Genomic DNA, 20,818 nt, shown 5'->3' on the forward strand with positions numbered 1-20,818 from the left:
GGCGGATTTCGTTTCGATACAGTTTTTTTTCGATCTACAGGAATGTGAAAATCAGGTAGGGAATCCCGAACAGCAGGACAGTCATCGACACGAGGATGAGCAGGTACGATCCGACCGTGCTCGCCGCGGTCTTCCACGCGGGGTGGTCGAAGCCAGCGGCTTCAGCGGTTTCGGTCATACCCGACGTTTCGTGTCTCTCACCTAAACGCTATCGGACTGTCAGGGGGTTCGATTACCGCAGGATATCTCCGATTCGCCGCGCTTGTCCACCCGTCGCCGGGTCCTTCTCCACGATGTGCAGCACTTGGTGGTCCGTCACGTCGTAGTAGGACTTCCCCGTCGCCTCCTCTATGAGGTCCTTCGAGAGCCGAAATTCCGTCCCTTCGTACACGACATCGACGCCATCATCATCGAACGAGAGCGTAGTCATGCCCACTCGTTGGCCACGGTCGGATAAAAAAGCTACAAATCGGAGACGGGAAACGAAGCCCTTCGAGAACACATCTCATATCGAACGAATGACGGCAGACGGGCGTCAGACGACTCGGGAGGATTTATTACGAGCGACCCGGTGGTAGGATGTGTGCCGCTCCGTTCCGACCCTCTGGATGAACTCTCGATTCCCGACGGGACGACCGTCGAAGAACACGACCTCGTGACCGACGGTGACATCATCGTCGGCGCGCAGAGTACCGTCGAGTTCGGCGTACGGGGAAACAACGTCGTTGCGGGCGAACGGGCGACGTTCGGGGGACACATCGAAGCCGAGGCCGATTGCCGACTGGACCTCTGGTGTGACGTGGACGGGGACGTGCTCGTCGGACAGGACGCCTACCTGGGCGAGCGCGTCCACGTCACCGGCCAACTGATGGTCAGCGGCGATTTGGATATCGGCGACGACGTGGAAATCGACGAAGGGTTCGAAGCCAACGGCTGGATCGTCATTCGCAACCCGATGCCGACCGTGGTTTTCCTCTTCGTCTACCTCTCGCAACTCCTCCGACTCGGCGAGGAGGAGGCCGCTCAGGGCATCATCGACGATGTGCTGGACGAGAGCGACGCGGAACCGATCACGATTCCGCGAAACGCCCACGTCAGCGACGACGCGTGGCGCGTCTCCACCCCTGCCGCCGTCGGCGACGGTTGTCGCCTCCACGGCAACATCCGGGCTGAGGAGATTACGGTCGGCGCGGACAACGAAGTGTTCGGAAGCCTGCGCGGCCGCGGCGATATCGTGGTCGGCGAACGAACGCGAATTCACGGCGACGTGACGACTCGCAACGGGACCGTCGTGCTCGAAAACGGTGCCGAAGTGCTTGGCGACGTTTCCTGTACGGACCTCGAATTCCACGAGAACGCGACGGCGACGGGACCATGCGAGCACGCGGGGAGATGACGATGGTGCGCGCCGAAACGCGAAAACCGACCGACGAGGAGGAATCGGAGAGCGAACCCGAAGAGGAAGAAAACGCGGAAGACGCCGCCGAAGCGGTCGAGACGGCCCATCGTGACCGAAGCGGTTCCGACGGCCCAGCACCACAGGCCTGAGCAGTGACACGTTTTCGCCGTCATTTCGTCTGAGCGACAGCCATCAATCTCCCATTGAATCCGGTAAGTATGTCAGATTATTGTTAGACGTCCGACAGTATAATAACGACTGAGGGAATTGGTAATGATTGACGTATGCAAACTAAACACACTCACGGTAGGAGGTACCGATGCACTCGGTCGTGTTGACCAAGGGCGTTCCGGACTTCCGCGAGGGGCAGGTGTCGTTCAACGAGGACGGCCACCTCGAACGTGGGAAAACGCCGACGGTGATGAACCCGAACGACCGGTTTGCACTTCAAGCCGCCCTCCAGACGAAGGTGAAACACGGTGGAACGGTGAGTGCGATGAGCATGGGGCCACCCGGTTACGCCGACGTGCTGGGCGAGGCGATGTCGGTGTACGCCGACGACCTCTACCTGCTCTCCGACCGCGCGATGGCCGCCGCCGACACGTGGTCCACATCGATCACCCTCTCCGCGGGTATCGAGAAACTCGACCACCCCGACCTCGTTTTCGCGGGATTCAAAACGGCTGACGGAGAGACGGGACAGACCGGCCCACAGACCGCGTGGTGTCTCGACTATTCCATCATCACGCACGTCATCGCCATGGAGGTGGACGAGGACGAGGGCCGCGTTCGCGCGAAGCGACTCGTGGAAGGAGACGTGGACGAAATCGAGACGGTCGAATCCCCGCTTCCGGCGTTCATCGTCACGGACCCCGAGTACGAGGCGAGCTATCGGAAGGCCGCACATCGGCTTCGACGCAAACAGCTACAGGCCGAAACCGAGGAGCGCGCCGCGGAGTACGAGGAGTATCTCACGACGTGGGATCACGAGGACCTCAACCTCGACCCGGATTACATCGGACTGGACGGGTCGCCGACCATCGTCTCGTCCGTGGACCCGATCCCGAAAGCACCGGCCGAGCGCGAAGCCACGATGGCGACGTTGGACGACGAGGAGGCGATGTCCGACGTGCTCGAAACGATCCAGCCGTTCGCGGCAGGTGACTGATCATGGCCGAAATCACCCCCGGCGAGCGAACCGTCTCGGAAATCGAGGACGAGGTTCGAACCATCGAGGATCCCGGTGCGCTCTCCGAACTACTCACCGAAGAGGAGGACGGAAAGGACCGCAAGACGGCGAAGAAAGCGATTCAGGAGCGGATCGACGAAGTCGCCGACGAGTCGCCGGTCAGCGAGGCCGACGGCGGGACGGATACCGACGACACGGAAACCGAAGGCGAGTACGAGGAGACCGAGGAAGACGTGGAAAGCCCGGACGAAGCGGAAGCGACGGCGGAAGAGCCGGAGTCGGACGAATCCGAGTCCGAGGAGAGCGAATCGACGGACGGCGAGGAAGCAGAGGAAGACGACGGCCTCTCCGAACCGACCGTGGACAAAAAGCACGTTCGAGCGCTCGAAGACGGCGTCTACCGCGACATGTGGGTGTACTGCGAGACGCAGGGCGGTGAACTCCTCGACGTGTCGAAGGAGATGCTCGGCAAGGCCCGCGAGTTGATGGACGGCTACGCCGGGGACTACGGCGACGAGGAACGGGTCGACGCCGTCCTCGTCGGCGACGACATGGAGGAACTCGCCGAGGAGTGTATCACCCTCGGCGCGGACGTGGCGGTGTACCACGACGACGAGCGACTGGAGCGGTTCCGCCACAAACCGTACACCGAAATCGTCGCGGACATGGCCCGCTCGAAGACGGACTGGAAGGAGTACGACAAACCGCGCTACTTCCTCTTCCCGGCGACGAACAACGGCCGCGACCTCTCGGCACAGACGCAGGCCGAACTCGACTCCGGACTGGCGAGCGACTGTTCCGGCCTGACCATCACGGACGAACTCATCTCGAACCCCGTGAAGACCGGCGAACCCGGAGAGAAAATCGAGTTCGAGCGCATCCTCCACATGCAACGCCCGGACTTCTCCGGGTTCGAATACTCGACCATCCTCTGTATCGACAACCCCGACCGGGAGTTCCACCCGCAGGGCTGTTCGGTGATTCCGGGGAGTTTCGATCAGATGGACCCCGACGCGAGTCGTGAGGGCGAAGTCGTTTCGCACGACGCCGAACTTCCGGACGACTGGTTCCGCGTCGAGATGTCCGAGTGGGACACCCTCGACACCGGCGTGGACCTGACCGACCGTGACGTCATCGTCGCGGTCGGCCGCGGTATCGGCGACGACCCGACGGAAGGGATCGAACTCGCGCTCGACCTCGTGGACGCCTTCGAGGACGCAGACCTCGGACTCTCGCGCGGCGTGGTCACGGCCTCCTACAGCGTGGAGGGACACGTAGAGCAGTACGTCTCCGAGGAGCGACAGATCGGCGAGACTGGACAGGTCGTCCAGCCACCGCTGTACATCGCGGCGGGTATCAGCGGCGCGATTCAGCACAAGGTCGGGATGGACGAGTCCGAAACCATAATCGCCATCAACACCGACACTGACGCCGACATTCGGGACTTCAGCGATTTCTTCATCGAGGGGGACCTGTTCGAAGTGTTGCCCCGCCTGACGGACGCGGTAGAGGCGGGCGAACTGGACGCGGTCGCAGCGGAGGACGATGACTGAACGATGAGCGAGGAATACGAACACTACGAAGCCGTCGTGGTCGGTGCCGGTCCCGGTGGGCCGCCGCCGCCGCGACGCTCGCACGCAACGGAATCGAAACGCTCGTCCTCGAACGCGGTGTCGAGGCCGGGTCGAAGAACGTCTCCGGTGGGTTGCTGTACGCCGAGGAGTCGGCTCCCTACACCATCGACTCGCTGTTCCCCGACTTCCGCGAGGAAGCGACCGAACGGCCCATCACGGACTACAACATCCACAACGTGGCCGGGAACAAGGTGAAGTCGTTCGATATCACCCGACTCCACGAACACGACACGGAGTGGTCGGACGCGGTCCTCCGGCGGAAGATGGACTCGTGGCTCGCCGACCAGGTCCACGAGATGACCCACGAGACGGGCGGCGGTCTGCTGACCGGCGTGCACGTCAACGGTCTCCTCCGCGAGAACGGGAAAATCGTGGGCGTCACCAGCGACGAACTCGACCCGATAAAGGCCGACTTCATCGTCGCGGCGGACGGCGTGAACAGCGAACTCGCCCGACAGGCGGGGTTGATGGACTGGGACGAACCGGAGGAGTGGTTCCAAGGCGTCAAAGCGGTCATCGAGATGCCCGAGGATGTCATCCAGGAACGGTTCGACGTCGGCGAGGGAACGGGCGCGGCCCACCTCTTCTCGGGCAACCTCTTCGACGACGTTCGCGGCGGCGGATTCCTCTACACGAACGAGGACTCGCTCTCCATCGGGTCGGTCTTCCACCTCGACAGCCTCGTCGAGGAGGAGGCGGAACCGCACGAACTGCTGAACAACCTGCTCACACACCCGCTGCTCGGCCAGTGGCTCAACGGCCACTACAACGAGATAGAGTACTCCGCGAAACTCGTTCCCGACTCGAAGAAGGTCGCACACCCGGCACCGCACCGCGGACGGCTCGTCCTCGTCGGCGACGCGGGCGGGCAGATGCAGGCCCAAGGCCCCATCATCAAGGGCATGAACCACGCCGTGAGCGCGGGCGCGCTCGCGGCGGAAGCCTTCGCCGAGGCGCGCATGCGCGGCGACCCCGAGGAGGCGGGCCGACTGTACGAAAAGAAACTCAAGGACGAGGGCGTGATGGGCAAACTCCGCCCCCGCCAGTATCGGGCGACGCGCGGCGTCGCCGAGAACGACCGGATGAGCGAACTCGTAGATGGGGTTCTCTCGTCGTCGCTCGGCCGGGTCGCGCTCCGCTCCGGTCTCCTGTCGGGACAGCTCGAACGGCTGTACGGTTCTCCCCTCCTCTCCACGATGATTCCGGACACGCGGACGCCGTACGTCACGCTGCCGACGGTCATCGCGGAGGAACTCGGCACCGAAATCACGGACACGAACGAGGTCGAACCCAAGAGCCTCGCCGACCGTATCGGCGACCTGACCTACGACACCGACGTCGGCAACCCGCACATCGAACTGCGGGACAACTCCTACGAAGCCAGCGGGGCGGCCGTATCGGCCTGCCCGGTCAGCGCGGAGGGCTTCGGCGGCGGCTGTTACCGCGAGGAAACGGTTGCGACGAACGGCAGCGAGGAGACAATCGTCAGCCTCGACACGCAACCCTGCGTCGAGTGTGGGACGTGTGCCATCGTCGCCGATACGAAGTGGGAACACCCCCGCGGCGGCAAGGGCGTCGAGTTCCGAGAGGGATAAGCAGGAATGAGCGAGTACCGCGACCGAATCACGTCCCTCGCGGAACGGGCGCAGGACGACCGCGAATCGTTCGACCCCCCCGCCGACCCGCCGGACGAGGAACTGGCGGTGGCGTATTTACGAAACGGGGTCGGCGACGTCGTCTCGGTCTACATCGACGCCGAACCGGCGAGTTCGCGCGGTTCGACGCGGACGAGATGGCGACGATGGAGCGAGCGCTCAACGAGTGGGTCGCGCTGTACGCCCGCTGTTACGGCTACGACATCGAGACGGAGTTCACGGTGCGGGAGGTCGCCGAGATGGTGTTGAAGACGTACGACCTGCGCGACACAGTGCAGTTGCTGACGCGAATTCCCGACCCGAAAGCGGAACGGGTACGGTGAAGAAGGGACGGCACGGAGTTTGCTGAATTGCAGACACTAAGCCCCGTCCTCGACGCACGAAGCGCGTAGGGCGGGGTAATTTACTGAGGGAGAGTACAGAAAACTTATTCTATTTCGCCAAGGATTGTGCTATATGCCCTGTTCACGACGAACCCTCCTCAAGACGACTGGCCTCGCAGTTAGTAGCGGAACGCTCGCGTCGATCGCCGGGTGTCTCGGCGATTCGTCCGATGGTGGAAGCGGCTCGGGCGAACAATCCACGGCCGACCCGACCACATCGGACGAGTCCACGACGGACCAGTCGGCGAAAACCTCACCGCCGGATTTTGCCAAGTGGCTTCCGGACCCGACGAAGACCCCACTGAGAGATGGCTATGGGATCCTGTATTTCGACATCGCAGGAATCCGTGACCAGCAGGATACCATGCACGAGAACGCCTACGCCAGGCTCAAAAAAGAGATGTTGCGCCCCGTTCCCAGCAACTACATCGATGTGGCTGACGTCCACACCTCGATAAAGATCGACTTCTTCGGAGGAGCGAAGTTGGCCCTCGGGTCGTTCGATCCGGAGACAGTCGGAGAGAAATTCACCGGCAGCGGGAAATCGTCCGCAACAACGTCAGGGAGTTCCACGACAACCCGAGCAACGACGATGCAAACCAGTACGACCGCGACGGGACCGACTTGGTCGGACCCGGTACAGTACCACGGGTTCGATCTCTACGGAGATTCGATGATTTACGCGGTTTCGGAAGACGTGATGATGAAGGTGTATCCTCCGACGAACCAGGATGGAACGACGGGTGATACGGTCGAACTCACAAAAATGATCATCGACGCGGCGACGACGGAGACGAGTCACTACGTCGACAGTAACGAGTACGTGTCGTCGATGCTCGGAGTCGTCGACAATCCCGACGCACTCTGGTGCTATCCGGAGGCGATGGACGGGTCTGATTCCCGTGGCTTCCGAAAGGACGTCATCACGGGAGAACTCAAATCGTGGCGATTCGGGAGCGAGACGACCCACCTCACGTTTGCGGACACGTATCCCGACGAAGAGACGGCAAAGAACGGTGAACTGGCGAACCACATCGAATCGCAGTCCCGCCGATTCGGTTCGTACGACGGACTCGACGTCGAAGTAGATGGCCTGATGGCGTGGGCTGACGGCACCATCCCGACGAACGAGTTCGACCATCTGTCGGCCGGTGGCCCGAGCGATGGCGTCCACACCACGTACAACTCCCACCGTAGTCCCTTCTGACGGCTTCCGGAACTACCTGCGGTCTGGCCCCCATTCGGGCACAGTACTTACTGGAATGGAGTTAACTGAACGCCTCTTTGTTCCCCACCAATTCGAACAGCGGGTCGTACTCCTCGGGCAGTTGCCCGCGAATCTGTTCGAACTCCCCTTCCGGAACGACTTCCGCGACGAGCGACATCACGCCCTTCGCGTGAAAGAGCGCATCACCGTCGTCTATCCCCTCGCGCTCGGCGACGCGGGAGACGAACTCGTCGAAGTGAAACCGTTCCCCCGACTCGGCGTGGATGAGATACCAGTCGATTTCCATCGGGAGTGGCCCCGCGAGGTCTTTGGCCTCTCCTGCCTGTAAGCGCTCGCCGAGCGTCATCAACGTGGCCCGAATCGCGCGTACCGCTTGACCCTGTTTTCCCAATTTGAGACGATGCTGTACCTGTCCGATGAACTCGCTGTAGTCCATGATTCCCCCACGCCCATCACGACGGGGTACTACAAGAATCGAGTGGCGCGGTTCGACGGGGGATTTCGACAATTCCGAGACCTCTCACCATGGTTTCAAAACCATCGTTAATAATAAGTATAGATAGATGGTAACAGTGTACATGGAGTTCTCCGAGAAACTCGAATTCGGTCACGACGACCGCCGACGAATCTACGAGTATGTCGAACGCCACGGGACGGCGAACGTAAACGACGTACAGGATTCGCTCCGCATCGACCCCAGCGGGTTCCGTCATCACATCGCCATCCTTCGCCGTGACGGCTACCTCACGGAGGAGGACGATGCCCTCTCCGTCGCACTCGAAACCGGCGCGGAGGAGGAGTTCAACGACGAGGACGTCGAGTTCGTCATCCGCCCTGCCCGCCAGGAGGACCTCTCGGGGATCGTCGGCGCGATTCGACAAGTCGCCCAGGAAGGGTCGTACATCGTCGCCGAGACCGTCGCCGACGAGATCGATCATCAGGAAGCCCTGCTCCGGCACAACGACCTCGAATCGCGGATGTTCTTCGTCGCGACCGTCGGCGACGAAGTCGTCGGCTGGGTTCACCTCCACGCCCCCGAACTGGACAAACTCAGTCACACCGCCGAACTGACCGTCGGCGTGCTGGACGAATATCAGGGCCACGGCATCGGGAGCCACCTTCTCGAACGCGGACTGGAGTGGGCGGGTGCCAACGGCTACGAAAAGGTGTACCAGAGCGCCCCCTCGACCAACGAGAACGCCATCGACTTCCTCGAAGCCCACGGCTGGGAGACCGAAGCCGTGCGGAAGAACCACTACAAGATCGACGGCGAGTACGTCGACGAAGTGATGATGGCCGTGAAGTTGTAGGCGAGTCCGACCGGCACCGATACGTTTCGTTTTACGAGTGTTTCTCTAACGCCGTGAGCGACCACTTCGTGAGTAACCGCTCCGTGAGCAACTATCGAACCGCATCACGACCGCACAGTACCTCGTGCTCGCGGTTACACCGCTCCCAGTTCGAGGCGCGCGAGGTAAAACCGAGCGCGCGTTTCCCGCACGCGCCGGAGATTACTCCGGCAGTCCTCGGATAAAACAGCGATTCTGATACCCCACCGACATCCTGACGACGAAAAATCTGAAGACTCATTTCGGTTCGGCCACGACAACTCCCTATGAGCGACGAAAGCCACGACAACGTCGTCCCCGGGAGCGAGGAGGAAATCGCTTCCCCCGACGTTGCAGGCTACGATTTCAAGGGCGAGTTCGACTTCTTCGACATGCTGTCGTCGTACGAGACGACTGGATTCCAAGCGAGCCACCTGTACGAGGCGATCGAGCTGATTCGAGCGATGCGCGAGGAGGGCGCGGAGATTTATCTCACCTTCACCTCGAACATCGTCTCGTCGGGGCTTCGGGAGGCCGTCGCCTACCTCGCCCGGGAGGACCTCATCGACGTGATGATCACCACTTCGGGATCGATCACCGAGGACGTCATCAAGACCGAAAAGCCGTTCAAGATGGGCGAGTGGGACGTGGACGAGGCCGAAATGCGCGAGCGGGGTATCAACCGCCTCGGCAACATCTTCGTCCCCTCCGACCGCTACGTCTGGTTGGAGTCCTACCTCAACGACTTCTTCGAGGACTTCTTCGCCGAGGAGAAGGTCCGCACGCCGACGGCGTTCTCCCGCGAACTCGGCGAGACGCTGGACGACGAGGACTCCATCCTCTCGAACGCGGCGGACAACGACATCCCCATCTTTTGTCCCGCCCTGACCGACGCGGAGGTCGGTAACTTCCTCTACTACTACCGACAGGGCTACGACTCGGACGTCGGCATCGAGATTCTGGACGACTACGACAGCCTCATCGAGAAGGGCCTGCTCGCGGACAAGACCGGCCTCATCGTCCTCGGTGGCGGCGTCCCCAAGCACCACGCCATCATGACCAACCTCTTCCGCGGCGGCGCGGACTACGCGGTGTACGTTTCGACCGGCATGGAAGGCGACGGGTCGCTCTCCGGTGCCCCACCGCACGAGGCCGTCTCGTGGGGGAAGATCAAGGAGGAAGCGACGAACTACGTGCAGGTCGAAGCCGAGGCGACGCTCGTGGTTCCGATGATGCTCGCTGGCGGGTTCAAAGTCGATTAGAAGGCGAGCAGCAAAGACGATTTTTGGAAATCTTGTGAGCGACGCTCTGACGAGCCATTCGTTCGCTCGTTGCACTTGCTCACGAAGACCTCGCGCGGGCGCACTACCGTGTGTGCTTTCGCACCGTGTGGTTTCCCAGTAGCGCACAGTCCGTCCAACCGGGTGGCGCGCGCTGACGAGAGGGTTCGACCAGCGGTTCGGTCGAACCCTCTCGGAAAATCCGTGCGAGGGATGACGGAGGGACCGCTAGGGACCGGAGGAATCGGTGGGGAGGGTGTGGCTGTCGCGGTGCGGTTTGGGGTGGGACTGAAAGGGGCCACCCGCTCACGCAACGCATGGTCGTCTCAGTGACCCCTCGCGGCGAACCGAACGGAGTGAGGTGAGCCGGGATGTCGCTGAGCGGCCGCGAGCGGGCGGGGGCTTTCGAGGTGGTCTTCTCGGTTACTGTATTCGCAATCTAAGCGAAATCCTTTCGTCGTGAACGATTCGAGCAGTTCCCTCGAACCACCTCTCGCCACAAAAATCGAAAGACAGTTCCGACCCTCTGTGGTACCACAAAGCATGATTTCTATCGCGCTCGCGGGCAAACCGAACGCCGGGAAGTCCACCTTCTACAAGGCGGCCACGCTGGCCGACGTGGACGTGGCGAACTACCCGTTCACGACCATCGACGCGAATCGCGGTGTGAGCTACGTCCGAACCGATTGTCCCTGTCTCGAACGGGACGAGCGCTGTGACAACGACAACTGTCACGACGGGAAGCGCTACGTTCCCATCGAACTACTGGACGTGGCCGGATTGGTTCCGGGGGCACACGAGGGCCGCGGACTGGGCAACCAGTTCCTCGACGCGCTGACGAACGCGGACGCCATCGTCAACGTCGTGGACGCCTCCGGCGGGACGAACGAGGAGGGCGAACCCGTCGAAATAGGGGAGTACGACCCCGTCGAAGAGGTCGATTTCATCGAGGAGGAGATGGACCAGTGGCTCACTGGCATCATCGACCGCAACTGGGAGAGCGTGGTGCGCCAATCGCGCTCGCCGGGATTCGACATCGACGAGGCGCTCGCGGACATGCTGACGGGGTTCGGAGCGACGGAACACGACGTGACGACGAGTCTCCGCGGCTTGGAGTATCCCGGCGACCCGCAGAAGTGGACGGACGAACACCGCGTGGCACTGGCCCGCGACATCCGCGCCCGGACGAAGCCCATCATCCTCGTGGCGAACAAGGCCGACATCGCACCCGAGGAGAACATCGAGCGACTCCGCGAAACTGGCAAGATGGTCATCCCCGCGACCGCCGAGGGTGAACTCGCGCTCAGGCAGGGTGTCGAGGCGGGCGTGGTGGACTACGACCCCGGCGACGAGGATTTCGAGGTGGTCGGCGACCTGAGCGATCAACAGCAAGCCGGACTGGAACAGATTCGCGACGTCATGCACGAGTGGGGCGGGACGGGCGTCCAGGAGAGCCTCGACGCCGCCGTGTACGACCTGCTCGACCGGATCACGGCGTTCCCCGTGCAGAACGATTCGAAGTGGACGGACGGACAGGGCAACGTCCTCCCGGACGCCTTCCTGCTCCCGAGGGGGTCCACGCCGCCGGACCTCGCCTACGCCGTCCACAGCGACATCGGCGACGGCTATCTTCACGCCGTGAACGCCAAGACGAAACGCGACATCAGCGACTCCTACGAACTGGAAGAGGGAGACGTGATAAAAATCGTCAGCACGGCGAAGTAAGCCGCTCGTCCGCTCATCGTCTTTCCTGCACACTGTCTTTCCCGTTCATCATTTTCCCGCTCATCGTCTTTCCTGCACACTGTCTTTCCCGTTCATCATTTTCCCGCTCACCGTCTTTCCTGCACACTGTCTTTCCCGTTCATCATTTTCCCGCTCACCGTCTTTCCTGCACACCGTTTCTCCCGCAGCACGTTTCGATCACCCTATTGACCCATTGATTGATATTGATTCGACCTCTTTCATAAGACGATTATGGCACGCAATCGCACGAACAACGGAGAGTTCGATGTCTGAATCGGCGGGGGGCGACCTCCCATCCCTCCTCGACGAACTCCGGATCATGGCACAGGTGGGCCTCGAATACGCGGACGACCCGTACGACGAGGAGCGCTACGAGCGGATTTTGACCCTCGTAAGCGAATGGTACGGTCGGTCGTACGACCTGCCGCCGGAGGAAGTCCGACAGCGGTTCGCCGAGGAGGTCGGCTACGTCACGCCGAAGGTGTGTGCGGAGGCCGTCATCTTCGATTCGGACGGACGGCTTCTCCTCCAAAAGCGAACGGACGACGGAACGTGGTGCTTTCCGTGCGGATACACCGACCCCGACGAATCACCGGCGGAAACCGCCGTGCGGGAAACGCGAGAGGAGACGGGTCTCACCGTCGAAGTGGACGAGCTAGCCGGAATTCACACGAGAAAGCCCGGAGAGCACGGCCCGCACTGTCTGGTTCGTCACTCCTACATCTGTTCCGTCACGGGCGGCGAACTCCGGGTCTCCCACGAGGGCGAGGACGTACGGTACTGGCACATCAACGACGTCCCGGTTTGGCACAAGGACCACGAGCCATCGGCACGCGCGGCGGCCAGGAAGCGGCGGAACTCGGAGTAACCGCCGAAAGTCGAAGGTCGGAGTCGAGTCGCCCTATCCGTCGTCCACCAATCTCGCGAAGTTTTCGAGCACCCGTTCCCCGCTCGCGTCCGCAAACGACAACTCGTTCTCCTGCCAGCCGAAGTCCTCCGCGATTCGCGGGCGCAACTCGTCCGTGAACTCCGGGTGGAACTGCGTCGTCCACAGCGGTGCGTCCCGATGACGGCTGGCGAAATACTCGTTGTACGCCGTCGAGCCGATGGCCTCCATTCCGGCACCCAGTTCGACGACATGGTCGCCGTGTACCGCCGGAACGACCGACGAAACGCCCTCGAACAGCGGGTCGTCCGCCAACTCGGCCCGAACGAGTCGGTTCGTGAGGCCGCGATGTTCGACCGATCCACCGAGGGCGTCGTTCACCAACTGGTGGCCGAAACAGATTCCCAGCGTCGGAATTTCCCGTTCGATCAGTTCGCGGACCAGTTCGGCCTCCTCCTCCATCCACGGGTACTCGTCGCGCTCGTACACCCCCGCCGTGCTCCCGGCGACGATGACGCCGTCGACGCCCGACAGGGACGGCCGCCCGCCCGCCGTCACGTAGTCGTACACCTCGTGATCCGGCAGTAACGACTCCATCGTGCGGACGAAGTAACGATAGTCCGGGTTCACCTCGTTCTCCAGTACGAGCAGCATGGGTGAGATTCGGTTTGGGGGTGATAAAAAGCTACGCGAGTACGTCAAACCTTACTCGTCGGCGAAGTCGAGCGAGACGCTGTTGATGCAGTATCGTTTGCCGGTCGGTTCCGGGCCGTCGTCGAAGACGTGGCCGAGGTGGCCGCCGCAGTTCGCACAGACGACTTCAGTCCGGACCATTCCCTGGCTGGTGTCCTGTCGTGTCTCGACGTTGTCCTTGGGAACGTCGTAGAAACTCGGCCAACCGCAGTGTGAGTCGTACTTCGTGTCCGAATCGAACAGTTCCGCGCCGCACCCGGCACAGACGTAGGTACCGTCGTCCGTTCTATCGAGGTGTTCGCCGGTATGGGGGCGTTCGGTACCCTGCTCGCGGAGGACGCGGTACTCCTCGTCGGTCAGTCGTTCGCGCCACTCCTCGTCGCTCTCCGGTAGGTCGGTGGACGGTTGTTCGCTCATGGTCTCACCTAGTTCCTGCGGCGGGATAAACTGCCTGCACAGGGGGCCAGCAAATTCATGTTTTGAGCGATTGACAATGCGGACGATATGAGTTTGACTACCGAGAAAGGCATCATCGGACATCTCGTGGGGGAAAACTGTCAATGGTGCGACGACGGCACACTCGTTCACGACACGTACAAAGGAAACGAAGCGGCGATTTGCGACAACTGCGAGACGCCTACCGCACAGCTTTGGTAGGGATCCGCGGGCGATCTCTCCTACCGAATTCACTTTTTCGTCCCGAACAAGAAGACGAAACTCCGCGAGCGGTGCCAGCGGAACCGTACGCGAACGAGGGAACGGCTTTCGTGAACGGGAGTACGGCTTTCGTGGTGTTCTCAGCGAACCGCGTTTCGAAGGTCGTCGTACGACCCCGTCTCGGTCACGTGTTCGACGTTCTCGGCCAGGATGTCCGCGAGGCGGGCGAAGTATTTCGGCGTGTGGCCCGCCATGTGCGGCGTGATGAGCACGTTATCGAAGTTCCACAGCGAGTGATCCTCCGGCAACGGCTCCGGGTCGGTAACGTCTAGCGCCGCGCCGCGAATCGCGTTGCCGCGGAGCGCCGAAACGAGCGCGTCCGTCTCGACCACTTTTCCGCGTGCGATGTTCACCAGGACGGCGTTCGGCGGGAGGGTGCTGAACTCCGCGGTCCCGATCAACCCGCGCGTCTCCGGCGTCAGCGGACAGGCCAGCACGAGGTACTCCGTTCGGGAGAGCGCGTCGTGTAGACCGTCGAAGCCGACCACTTCGTCCGTCGGGCCGCCCTTCTCCGGCGAGTACCGAACGCCGATGGTCTCGACGCCGAACCCGTCCAACCGCTCGGCGATGGCCCGTCCGATGGCACCGAGTCCGACGATGGTTACGGTGCTCCCCTGCAGTTCGTGTGCCTGAAAGTGCCGCCATTCGCCGTGTTCCTGTTGTCGTTCCGCGCGGAGGAAGTTCCGGGTGAACGTGAGTATCGCGCCGATGACGTGCTCCGCGATGTTCGGCCCGTGAACGCCGGAGGCGTTCGTCACCGCCACGCCCCGCGATTCGAGCGCGTCGAGCGGGAGGTGTCCCGTTCCGGCGGACGCGGCGGCGAACAACTGGAGGTTTTCGGCGCAGGAAATCAGGGCCTCGTCGATTTCGAGGCCGGTCACGATTTCCGCATCGACGATGTACTCGCGTTCCTCCTCGGGGGTTCTCGCTCGAACGATTTCGTGGTTCGGCAGTCGCTCACGAAGTTCGGCAACGTAATCGGACATCGGCATGCCGTGCGTTCCTCTGCTCAGTACGAGCACGGTCGGTGCCTCGGATCCGGTTTCGGCGTCGGTCATACACCCGGTTTCTCGCCGGAAGGAAATAGAAGTAGGTGTCCCGGAACATCATACCTCCGTCCTGGCGTTCGAGCATCACACGACGGTCGAATTGCAGACTGACGGTCGAATCACGGATGGACGGTCGAATCACGGATGGACGGTCGAATCACGATGTGGTGGCGAGAGGTGGTCTGCCAGAAAGTCGTACACTCGCTGTCGGGAATCCCGGGCGAATCGCGATTCGTTGAGTTCGAAGTCGTGACCGCCGGGAGCGTCGTCGTAACACTCGTATTCGAACTCCGCGCCGACGTCGCGCAGGGATTCGACGAGCGACTCGACTTCGGAGTGATGGACGTCGCCGTCGTGGTCGTCGCGTTGATCCGGAGCGGGGTTCCCGTGGCGACTGCTTGATGGGCGGGCGAACGCTTGCGGTACCGGTCCGGGTCGGCGTCCGGCGTGGTACCGAGGTGATAGTTCGCCGTGTACAGGCGGTGGTATCCCTCGTCCTTGTACTTCCAGCGCTCCAGCAAGTCGGAGACGGGTGCGCCAGCGTAGGCGACGGCGTAGGAATCGGGATACCGAAACACGGACAACAGGGCGTGTAACCCGCCGTGGCTCCACCCCACGACGCCGATCCGTTCGTCGTCGACCTCCGCTCGGTCGGCGGCCCAGTTGCGCGCGGCGAGCGTGTCGGCGATCTCGTGGCCGCCGTAGTCGATGGCTTCGTAGTGTTCGCGGCCGTATCCGGTGCTTCCACGATACTCAGGAGAAACGACGACGTACCCCTCGTCGAGCAGTTCCCGAACGACGCTCACGTACTTCGTCGAGAAGTTGTCGTGAATCCCACCGTGGACGAGGACGATTGCGGGGCGCGACGAAGCGGTATCGTCGTCCGAGGAACTGTCGCCCGGGAAAAACGCGTACGTCGGAATTTCGAGTTCGACATCGGTGTTCGGAATCGGGGGACCGAGCAGGGTGAACTTCCGAACGCGAGCGTCGGGGAGTTCGTGATACCAGCGGTTATCGTCCGTCTTCTGCTGGAGGATGTCGAGTCGATGGTCGAGTCGGTTATCGAACTCGTTGCCGTCGGTCCCGCCAAGCCATCGGTGTACGTCATCGGCGTGATCGTCCATTATCGAGACCATGACCGCCCGGATGATAAATACAGGGTGGATATGGGTAGAAATATATATGTTTTCCGGTTTGGGTAATTAGCCCCACGAAATCGACCACCGGTCGCCGTTCACGGGATCGAGTCGGTCTTATTCTCGTTCGCTTCGCTGTCGACGGACTTCCCGAACCAGTGCGCCGACTCCGATCGCGAGGACGCCGAGGGCCAACACCCACGGCCCTGTCTGTCGGTCTCCCGGTTGCTTGGACACGCTATTCTCTAATCGGGCTGTGGGATCCGTTGATGTCCCACTCGTGAATACAGAAGGGTCGTCCTTCGTTCCCCGTGATCTTCCAGTTGTGGTCCGATTCGTCCCACGAGTCCTCCCGTCCGCACGCCACGCACTGCCGTCGGTTGGGTCGGTTGAGTTCAGCCATCATACCCGAGAAACGACGTGCAGGCACTTAAGCAGACGGCAACAGGGCATTTTACCGCGGGCGTCGAACGTCCCATCGATGCTCCGAAGACGGACCTTCCTCGTCGGCGTCGCTGGGGGAGGCGTGGCCCTGTCGGGGTGCACAGGCGTTCGCCACGATGGGAACGACCGGACGACGCGAACGGAATCGAGGCCGAACACCATGACGGAATTCAAAACGACCGCGTTCGAGGACGGCGGCCGCGTGCCGACCGAGTTCACCTGTAGCGGAAAGGACCGCTCGCCACCGCTCGAAATCTCGTCGGTCCCGAACGACACGGAATCGCTCGCCATCATCGTCGACGACCCCGACGCACCGAGCGGAATCTTCACCCACTGGTTGCTGTGGAACCTCCCGCCGAACACCCACCGGATCGGGGGCGGCGTTCCGGGATCGAAGACGGTCGATTCGCTCGGCGGGGCACGACAGGGGACGAACGGATTCGACGAAATCGGTTACCGCGGTCCCTGCCCGCCGAAGGGCGACGGCCCGCACACCTACCGATTCACGCTGTACCTGCTCGACGAGAAACTCGGACTCGACGCGGGTGCGAAACGCGACGTCCTATTGAACGCGATGGACGGGAAACGACAGGGTAGCACCCGATTCACGGCGAAATTCGGACGGGGATAGTGAACTTATTTCGTCCCACGACGGTGACGACCAGTAATGAACGATTTCTCTGTACGCCAAGAGCAGGCGACCGAGATCGATGAAATCAGCGACGTCGTCGCCGCGGCGTTCGGCCGCCGCGACGAGGCGGACATCGTTGCGGCACTCCGCGAGTCGTCCGAATTTCGTCCTGCGTTGTCGCTCGTCGCTCACCGTGACGACGAAATCGTCGGCCACGTCATGTTCACGGACGCCACGCTCGATGACGACGAAGAACGAGGGGCGCTCGTGCTCGCGCCGCTCGCCGTCGCGCCCGACCACCAGCGTTCGGGCGTCGGGAGCCGACTCGTCCGAATCGGCCTCGACGCGCCCGGACGGCGGGTGACGACCTCGTCTTTCTCCACGGAGATCCGAACTACTACGGACGGTTCGGATTCACGGCGGCCGTCGCCGCCGGGTTCGAGAATCCGCTCGACTCGTCCGACGAAGCGTTTCAGGTGTTCGACCTGGCGGGCGATGGGTCGGATGAAACCTCGGGGATTGCCACGGATGAAACCATAAGGACGCTTACCTATCCGGCTCCGCTCCGGGAGTGAAATCTCATTTCTCTTCTCGGTTCTCGGTTCCTGATTCCCGATTCCCCGTTCCCCATTCCCGATTTTCGGCCGCCAGTCGATACAGCGAAGTTACCGGGGAAACGATTTCACATTCCATGATAAAGATGGTCGATTTGCTGGTCCGCAAGGACGGCATGAGCCACGAGGAGTTCGAGGAGTACTGGCTGGACGAACACTCCGAACTGGCGAAGGAACTCCCCAACGTCAAGAAGTACGTTACCTCCGTCTCGAAGGACCCCGAGAAGGCGGGCTACGACGGCGTCCTCGAACTCTACTTCGACTCGACGGCGGACATGAAGGCCGCGTTCGACTCCGAGAAGGGAAAGGAAGTCATGGCCGACGCCGCGGAGTTCATCGACATGGAACAGGGTCCGACGCTCATCCTCGACGAGACGGTACAGTTGGACGAACTAAACTAGTCGAACCAACGTAGTTCGGGGAAAGGGACACCCTTTTTCGTGTCGTAGCGAACGCATGGAGATAGTCCGCCGTCAATCGTTCTCGTGGCGCGAAGTGCCTGCCCTGCTCGTGAGCATCGTCGTCTGTGAACTGGCGGGAATCGTTCCCTCGATACTGACCGCAACCTCGGTGGCGACGTGGTACACGACGCTTCAAAAACCCGGATTCACACCGCCGAGTTGGGTGTTCGGACCGTTGTGGACGACGCTGTATCTCTTGATGGGAATCGCGCTCTATCTCGTCTGGCGACGAGGTGACAACCGATTCGCGCTGGGTGTTTTCGCCGTTCAACTCGTCCTGAACGCGAGTTGGACGCTCGTCTTCTTCGGCATGCAGTGGCCCGCGGGAGGACTGGCCGTCATCCTCGCCCTGCTCGTCGCCATCGTCGCGACGATGGTCGCGTTCGCTCGCATCGACCGGCGGGCGGCCGCGCTGCTCGTCCCCTACCTCTGTTGGGTCAGCTTCGCCACCCTGCTGAACTACGAACTTTGGCGGCTGAACTGAGCGAGGAGGGAGAAACCGGGAACGTCGGGGTTAAAAGTTCTCGGCCGCAAGGGAGGTGTAATGAGCGAACAGAGCGAGTACAGCGAGGGAGACCTCCGAAACACCGGGATGGCTCTCAAACACGACCGGGAATGGGATTACGAACTCGAACGCATCATCGAAGCGGTCGAGGAGCGCGACGCCGAAAAAGTGGGACTGCAGTTCCCCGAGGGACTCAAACGCCGCGGCCCGCAGGTGGCCGACGACCTCCGCGAACTGCTCCCCGACGACGTGACGATTCTTCTCTCGGGGCAACCCTGTTACGGAGCCTGTGACCTGGACACCTACCTGATGAAGCGCACCGACGTGTTCGTCCACTTCGGCCACTCGCCGATGAAGAACACGGACAAGGTCATCTACGTCCCGCTGTTCTCGAACGTGGACGTCTTCCCCATCATGGAGGAGTCGATGGAGGAACTCGAAGTCGGCGATATCGGCCTCGTCACGACCGCTCAGCACATGAACCAGTTCGAGCGGATGCGGGAATGGCTCGAAGAGCGCGGCTTCGACGTGCACACGCGGCGCGGCGACGACCGACTCACCCACGAGGGACAGGTTCTCGGCTGCAACTACGCCTCGGCGGACATCGACGCCGACCAAGTGCTGTACGTCGGCGGCGGGAAGTTCCACCCGCTCGGACTGGCGATGGAGCATCCCGACAAGACGGTCGTCATCGCCGACCCCGTGAACAACGTCGTCACCGTGGCGGACACGGAAAAATTCCTCAAACAGCGCTACGGCGCGGTCCACCGCGCGATGGACGCCGAGAAGTGGGGCGTCATCTTCTGCACGAAAATCGGACAGGGTCGCTGGGACGTCGCACAGGACATCCTCGACGGGAACGAGAACGCCTACCTCATCACGATGGACGAGGTGACGCCGGATAGGTTGAGAAACTTCGACATGGACGCCTTCGTCAACACCGGGTGCCCGCGCATCACCACCGACGACGGTCCGCGATTCCACAAGCCCATGCTCACGCCCGGCGAGTACGAAATCGCCGTCGGCAACGAACCGTTAGATTCCCTCGAATTCGACACCTTCCACGGCACGTGGTAGGAAAATATTTGTAGCGCTTTTCTCTCCTTTCTCGCCGCAACTCCGTCCAGGATATCTCTCCCTTCGTTTCGATGACACTCGAATTCTCGATTCGCGGACCGAACTCCCCGCTCTCATACTCGTCCAGTGCCGACCACAAAAGCGTTGCATTCCAAAGTCTTAATGCAACGGAAATGCGTACCATTTAGTATGGTAGAAAACACGGAATCTGCCGAAGCTGAAGAACAACCCATGACGGAGCAACCGCTGACCAGCGGCCACGTCGAACGAACCATCCTGAACCATATGGTCGGCGACGACTCCGAACGCTCAACGCCGACGACCGTCGGCGGCGTGTTGGACGACATCGCGGCGGTCATCAGGCGAGGCGAATACGGCAACATCGGCCCGCGGACAGCCGAAAGCGGCACGGTCCGCCAATCGACCATCCGACGGACGTTCACGCAACTCCGCGAGAAAGGGCTCGTCCGGCGCGTCGAGGAACTCTCCGAGTCGGAACTACGGGAGGATCGATTCGATTTGGGAACCTCAAATGGCGACCGCGCCGACCCGAACGCCTACTCCGAAACTTCGGACGACTCCCGCGTCACCGACTGGATTCTCACCGACAACGGCCGTCAGGAGGTCGAACGCCTCGACGCGCGCTACGCCGCCGAACTGGACGAACTCGCCGCGCGGTACGGCCGCCCGCGCGGCGAGACAACCGATAGAATCGACGCGTAAATCCGGTTCCGTGTTTCGTGCTCTGATTCACTCCTTCGTC

At 61.9% G+C, this 20,818-nt stretch carries 24 protein-coding genes and 2 pseudogenes; 18 read left to right on the top strand and 8 right to left on the bottom strand.

Annotation, left to right across the window (positions count from 1 at the left end; genetic code table 11):
* Nucleotides 1-34 precede the first annotated feature (34 nt).
* Nucleotides 35-178 (bottom strand): hypothetical protein, encoded by a 144-nt coding sequence (locus A4G99_RS26085; RefSeq protein WP_190303794.1) that lies wholly within the window; start codon nt 176-178, stop codon nt 35-37.
* Between the two features lie 54 nt (nt 179-232).
* Entirely contained in the window at nt 233-430 is a 198-nt protein-coding gene (locus A4G99_RS17320) for a DUF5800 family protein (RefSeq protein WP_066146401.1), read from the bottom strand.
* Nucleotides 431-583: 153 nt separating this feature from the next.
* Between A4G99_RS17320 and A4G99_RS17325 the strand changes: the two are divergent.
* The 6 genes and pseudogenes from A4G99_RS17325 (at nt 584) to A4G99_RS17350 (ending at nt 7,467) form a co-directional block, all read left to right on the top strand.
* A pseudogene (locus tag A4G99_RS17325) lies at nt 584-1,548 on the top strand (polymer-forming cytoskeletal protein).
* A 170-nt stretch (nt 1,549-1,718) separates the two neighbouring features.
* Nucleotides 1,719-2,567, top strand: a complete 849-nt coding sequence (locus A4G99_RS17330; protein ID WP_066146407.1) for an electron transfer flavoprotein subunit beta — start codon at nt 1,719-1,721, stop codon at nt 2,565-2,567.
* 2 nt (nt 2,568-2,569) lie between these two features.
* Nucleotides 2,570-4,141: an electron transfer flavoprotein subunit alpha/FixB family protein gene (locus tag A4G99_RS17335; RefSeq protein ID WP_066146412.1), complete on the top strand. Its 1,572-nt coding sequence runs from the start codon at nt 2,570-2,572 to the stop codon at nt 4,139-4,141.
* Between the two features lie 3 nt (nt 4,142-4,144).
* A pseudogene (locus A4G99_RS17340) lies at nt 4,145-5,817 on the top strand (FAD-dependent oxidoreductase).
* Nucleotides 5,818-6,014: 197 nt separating this feature from the next.
* Complete coding sequence (locus A4G99_RS27445; protein WP_223301951.1) at nt 6,015-6,200, top strand: hypothetical protein; 186 nt, start codon at nt 6,015-6,017, stop codon at nt 6,198-6,200.
* Nucleotides 6,201-6,333: 133 nt separating this feature from the next.
* Complete coding sequence (locus A4G99_RS17350) at nt 6,334-7,467, top strand: hypothetical protein (protein ID WP_066146414.1); 1,134 nt, start codon at nt 6,334-6,336, stop codon at nt 7,465-7,467.
* Between the two features lie 61 nt (nt 7,468-7,528).
* Here the strand turns inward: A4G99_RS17350 and A4G99_RS17355 are convergent, their stop codons facing one another.
* On the bottom strand, nt 7,529-7,924 hold the full coding sequence (locus tag A4G99_RS17355; protein WP_066146417.1) for a DUF2267 domain-containing protein: 396 nt from the start codon (nt 7,922-7,924) through the stop codon (nt 7,529-7,531).
* 142 nt (nt 7,925-8,066) lie between these two features.
* Here A4G99_RS17355 and A4G99_RS17360 point away from each other — a divergent pair, with 142 nt between their 5' ends.
* From A4G99_RS17360 to A4G99_RS17375, 5 genes are all read left to right on the top strand, one after another.
* Nucleotides 8,067-8,798 carry a GNAT family N-acetyltransferase gene (locus tag A4G99_RS17360; RefSeq protein WP_066146419.1) on the top strand — a complete coding sequence of 244 codons (732 nt, stop codon included), beginning with the start codon at nt 8,067-8,069 and terminating at the stop codon, nt 8,796-8,798.
* A gap of 68 nt (nt 8,799-8,866) precedes the next feature.
* Nucleotides 8,867-9,022: a hypothetical protein gene (locus A4G99_RS26090; protein ID WP_190303795.1), complete on the top strand. Its 156-nt coding sequence runs from the start codon at nt 8,867-8,869 to the stop codon at nt 9,020-9,022.
* An 81-nt stretch (nt 9,023-9,103) separates the two neighbouring features.
* Complete coding sequence (locus A4G99_RS17365) at nt 9,104-10,078, top strand: deoxyhypusine synthase (RefSeq protein ID WP_066146422.1); 975 nt, start codon at nt 9,104-9,106, stop codon at nt 10,076-10,078.
* 561 nt (nt 10,079-10,639) lie between these two features.
* Nucleotides 10,640-11,821, top strand: coding sequence for a redox-regulated ATPase YchF (locus A4G99_RS17370; protein ID WP_066146425.1), 1,182 nt, complete (start codon nt 10,640-10,642; stop codon nt 11,819-11,821).
* Between the two features lie 286 nt (nt 11,822-12,107).
* Entirely contained in the window at nt 12,108-12,710 is a 603-nt protein-coding gene (locus tag A4G99_RS17375; RefSeq protein ID WP_066146427.1) for an NUDIX hydrolase N-terminal domain-containing protein, read from the top strand.
* Nucleotides 12,711-12,743: 33 nt separating this feature from the next.
* On the opposite strand, the gene A4G99_RS17380 is transcribed toward A4G99_RS17375, so the two are convergent.
* Together A4G99_RS17380 and msrB are read right to left on the bottom strand one after the other, a co-directional pair.
* A complete protein-coding gene (locus A4G99_RS17380; protein WP_066146429.1) occupies nt 12,744-13,382 on the bottom strand; it encodes a type 1 glutamine amidotransferase in 639 nt (212 codons plus the stop codon).
* 51 nt (nt 13,383-13,433) lie between these two features.
* Nucleotides 13,434-13,838: a peptide-methionine (R)-S-oxide reductase MsrB gene (msrB, locus tag A4G99_RS17385; protein WP_066146432.1), complete on the bottom strand. Its 405-nt coding sequence runs from the start codon at nt 13,836-13,838 to the stop codon at nt 13,434-13,436.
* 87 nt (nt 13,839-13,925) lie between these two features.
* Between msrB and A4G99_RS26095 the strand changes: the two genes are divergently transcribed.
* Nucleotides 13,926-14,078: an HVO_A0556 family zinc finger protein gene (locus tag A4G99_RS26095; protein ID WP_190303796.1), complete on the top strand. Its 153-nt coding sequence runs from the start codon at nt 13,926-13,928 to the stop codon at nt 14,076-14,078.
* Nucleotides 14,079-14,218: 140 nt separating this feature from the next.
* Here A4G99_RS26095 and A4G99_RS17390 read toward each other — a convergent pair whose 3' ends face one another.
* From A4G99_RS17390 to A4G99_RS29430, 3 genes are all read right to left on the bottom strand, one after another.
* A complete protein-coding gene (locus A4G99_RS17390) occupies nt 14,219-15,196 on the bottom strand; it encodes a D-2-hydroxyacid dehydrogenase (RefSeq protein WP_066146435.1) in 978 nt (325 codons plus the stop codon).
* A 110-nt stretch (nt 15,197-15,306) separates the two neighbouring features.
* On the bottom strand, nt 15,307-16,311 hold the full coding sequence (locus tag A4G99_RS17395) for a S9 family peptidase (RefSeq protein ID WP_066146438.1): 1,005 nt from the start codon (nt 16,309-16,311) through the stop codon (nt 15,307-15,309).
* Nucleotides 16,312-16,561: 250 nt separating this feature from the next.
* A complete protein-coding gene (locus tag A4G99_RS29430; RefSeq protein WP_394337464.1) occupies nt 16,562-16,729 on the bottom strand; it encodes an HEWD family protein in 168 nt (55 codons plus the stop codon).
* Between the two features lie 75 nt (nt 16,730-16,804).
* On the opposite strand from A4G99_RS29430, the gene A4G99_RS17400 reads away from it, so the two are divergent.
* From A4G99_RS17400 to A4G99_RS17425, 6 genes are all read left to right on the top strand, one after another.
* Nucleotides 16,805-17,398: a YbhB/YbcL family Raf kinase inhibitor-like protein gene (locus A4G99_RS17400; protein ID WP_082837871.1), complete on the top strand. Its 594-nt coding sequence runs from the start codon at nt 16,805-16,807 to the stop codon at nt 17,396-17,398.
* 36 nt (nt 17,399-17,434) lie between these two features.
* Complete coding sequence (locus tag A4G99_RS17405; RefSeq protein ID WP_066146440.1) at nt 17,435-17,938, top strand: GNAT family N-acetyltransferase; 504 nt, start codon at nt 17,435-17,437, stop codon at nt 17,936-17,938.
* A gap of 151 nt (nt 17,939-18,089) precedes the next feature.
* On the top strand, nt 18,090-18,413 hold the full coding sequence (locus A4G99_RS17410; RefSeq protein ID WP_066146443.1) for an EthD family reductase: 324 nt from the start codon (nt 18,090-18,092) through the stop codon (nt 18,411-18,413).
* Between the two features lie 55 nt (nt 18,414-18,468).
* Nucleotides 18,469-18,957 carry a TspO/MBR family protein gene (locus A4G99_RS17415; RefSeq protein WP_066146446.1) on the top strand — a complete coding sequence of 163 codons (489 nt, stop codon included), beginning with the start codon at nt 18,469-18,471 and terminating at the stop codon, nt 18,955-18,957.
* Between the two features lie 60 nt (nt 18,958-19,017).
* Nucleotides 19,018-20,055 carry a diphthamide biosynthesis enzyme Dph2 gene (gene dph2 / locus A4G99_RS17420; protein ID WP_066146449.1) on the top strand — a complete coding sequence of 346 codons (1,038 nt, stop codon included), beginning with the start codon at nt 19,018-19,020 and terminating at the stop codon, nt 20,053-20,055.
* A 189-nt stretch (nt 20,056-20,244) separates the two neighbouring features.
* Nucleotides 20,245-20,778: a hypothetical protein gene (locus A4G99_RS17425; RefSeq protein WP_066146452.1), complete on the top strand. Its 534-nt coding sequence runs from the start codon at nt 20,245-20,247 to the stop codon at nt 20,776-20,778.
* Nucleotides 20,779-20,818 lie beyond the last annotated feature (40 nt).

The organism is Haladaptatus sp. R4, assembly GCF_001625445.1.
Classification (GTDB): domain Archaea; phylum Halobacteriota; class Halobacteria; order Halobacteriales; family Haladaptataceae; genus Haladaptatus.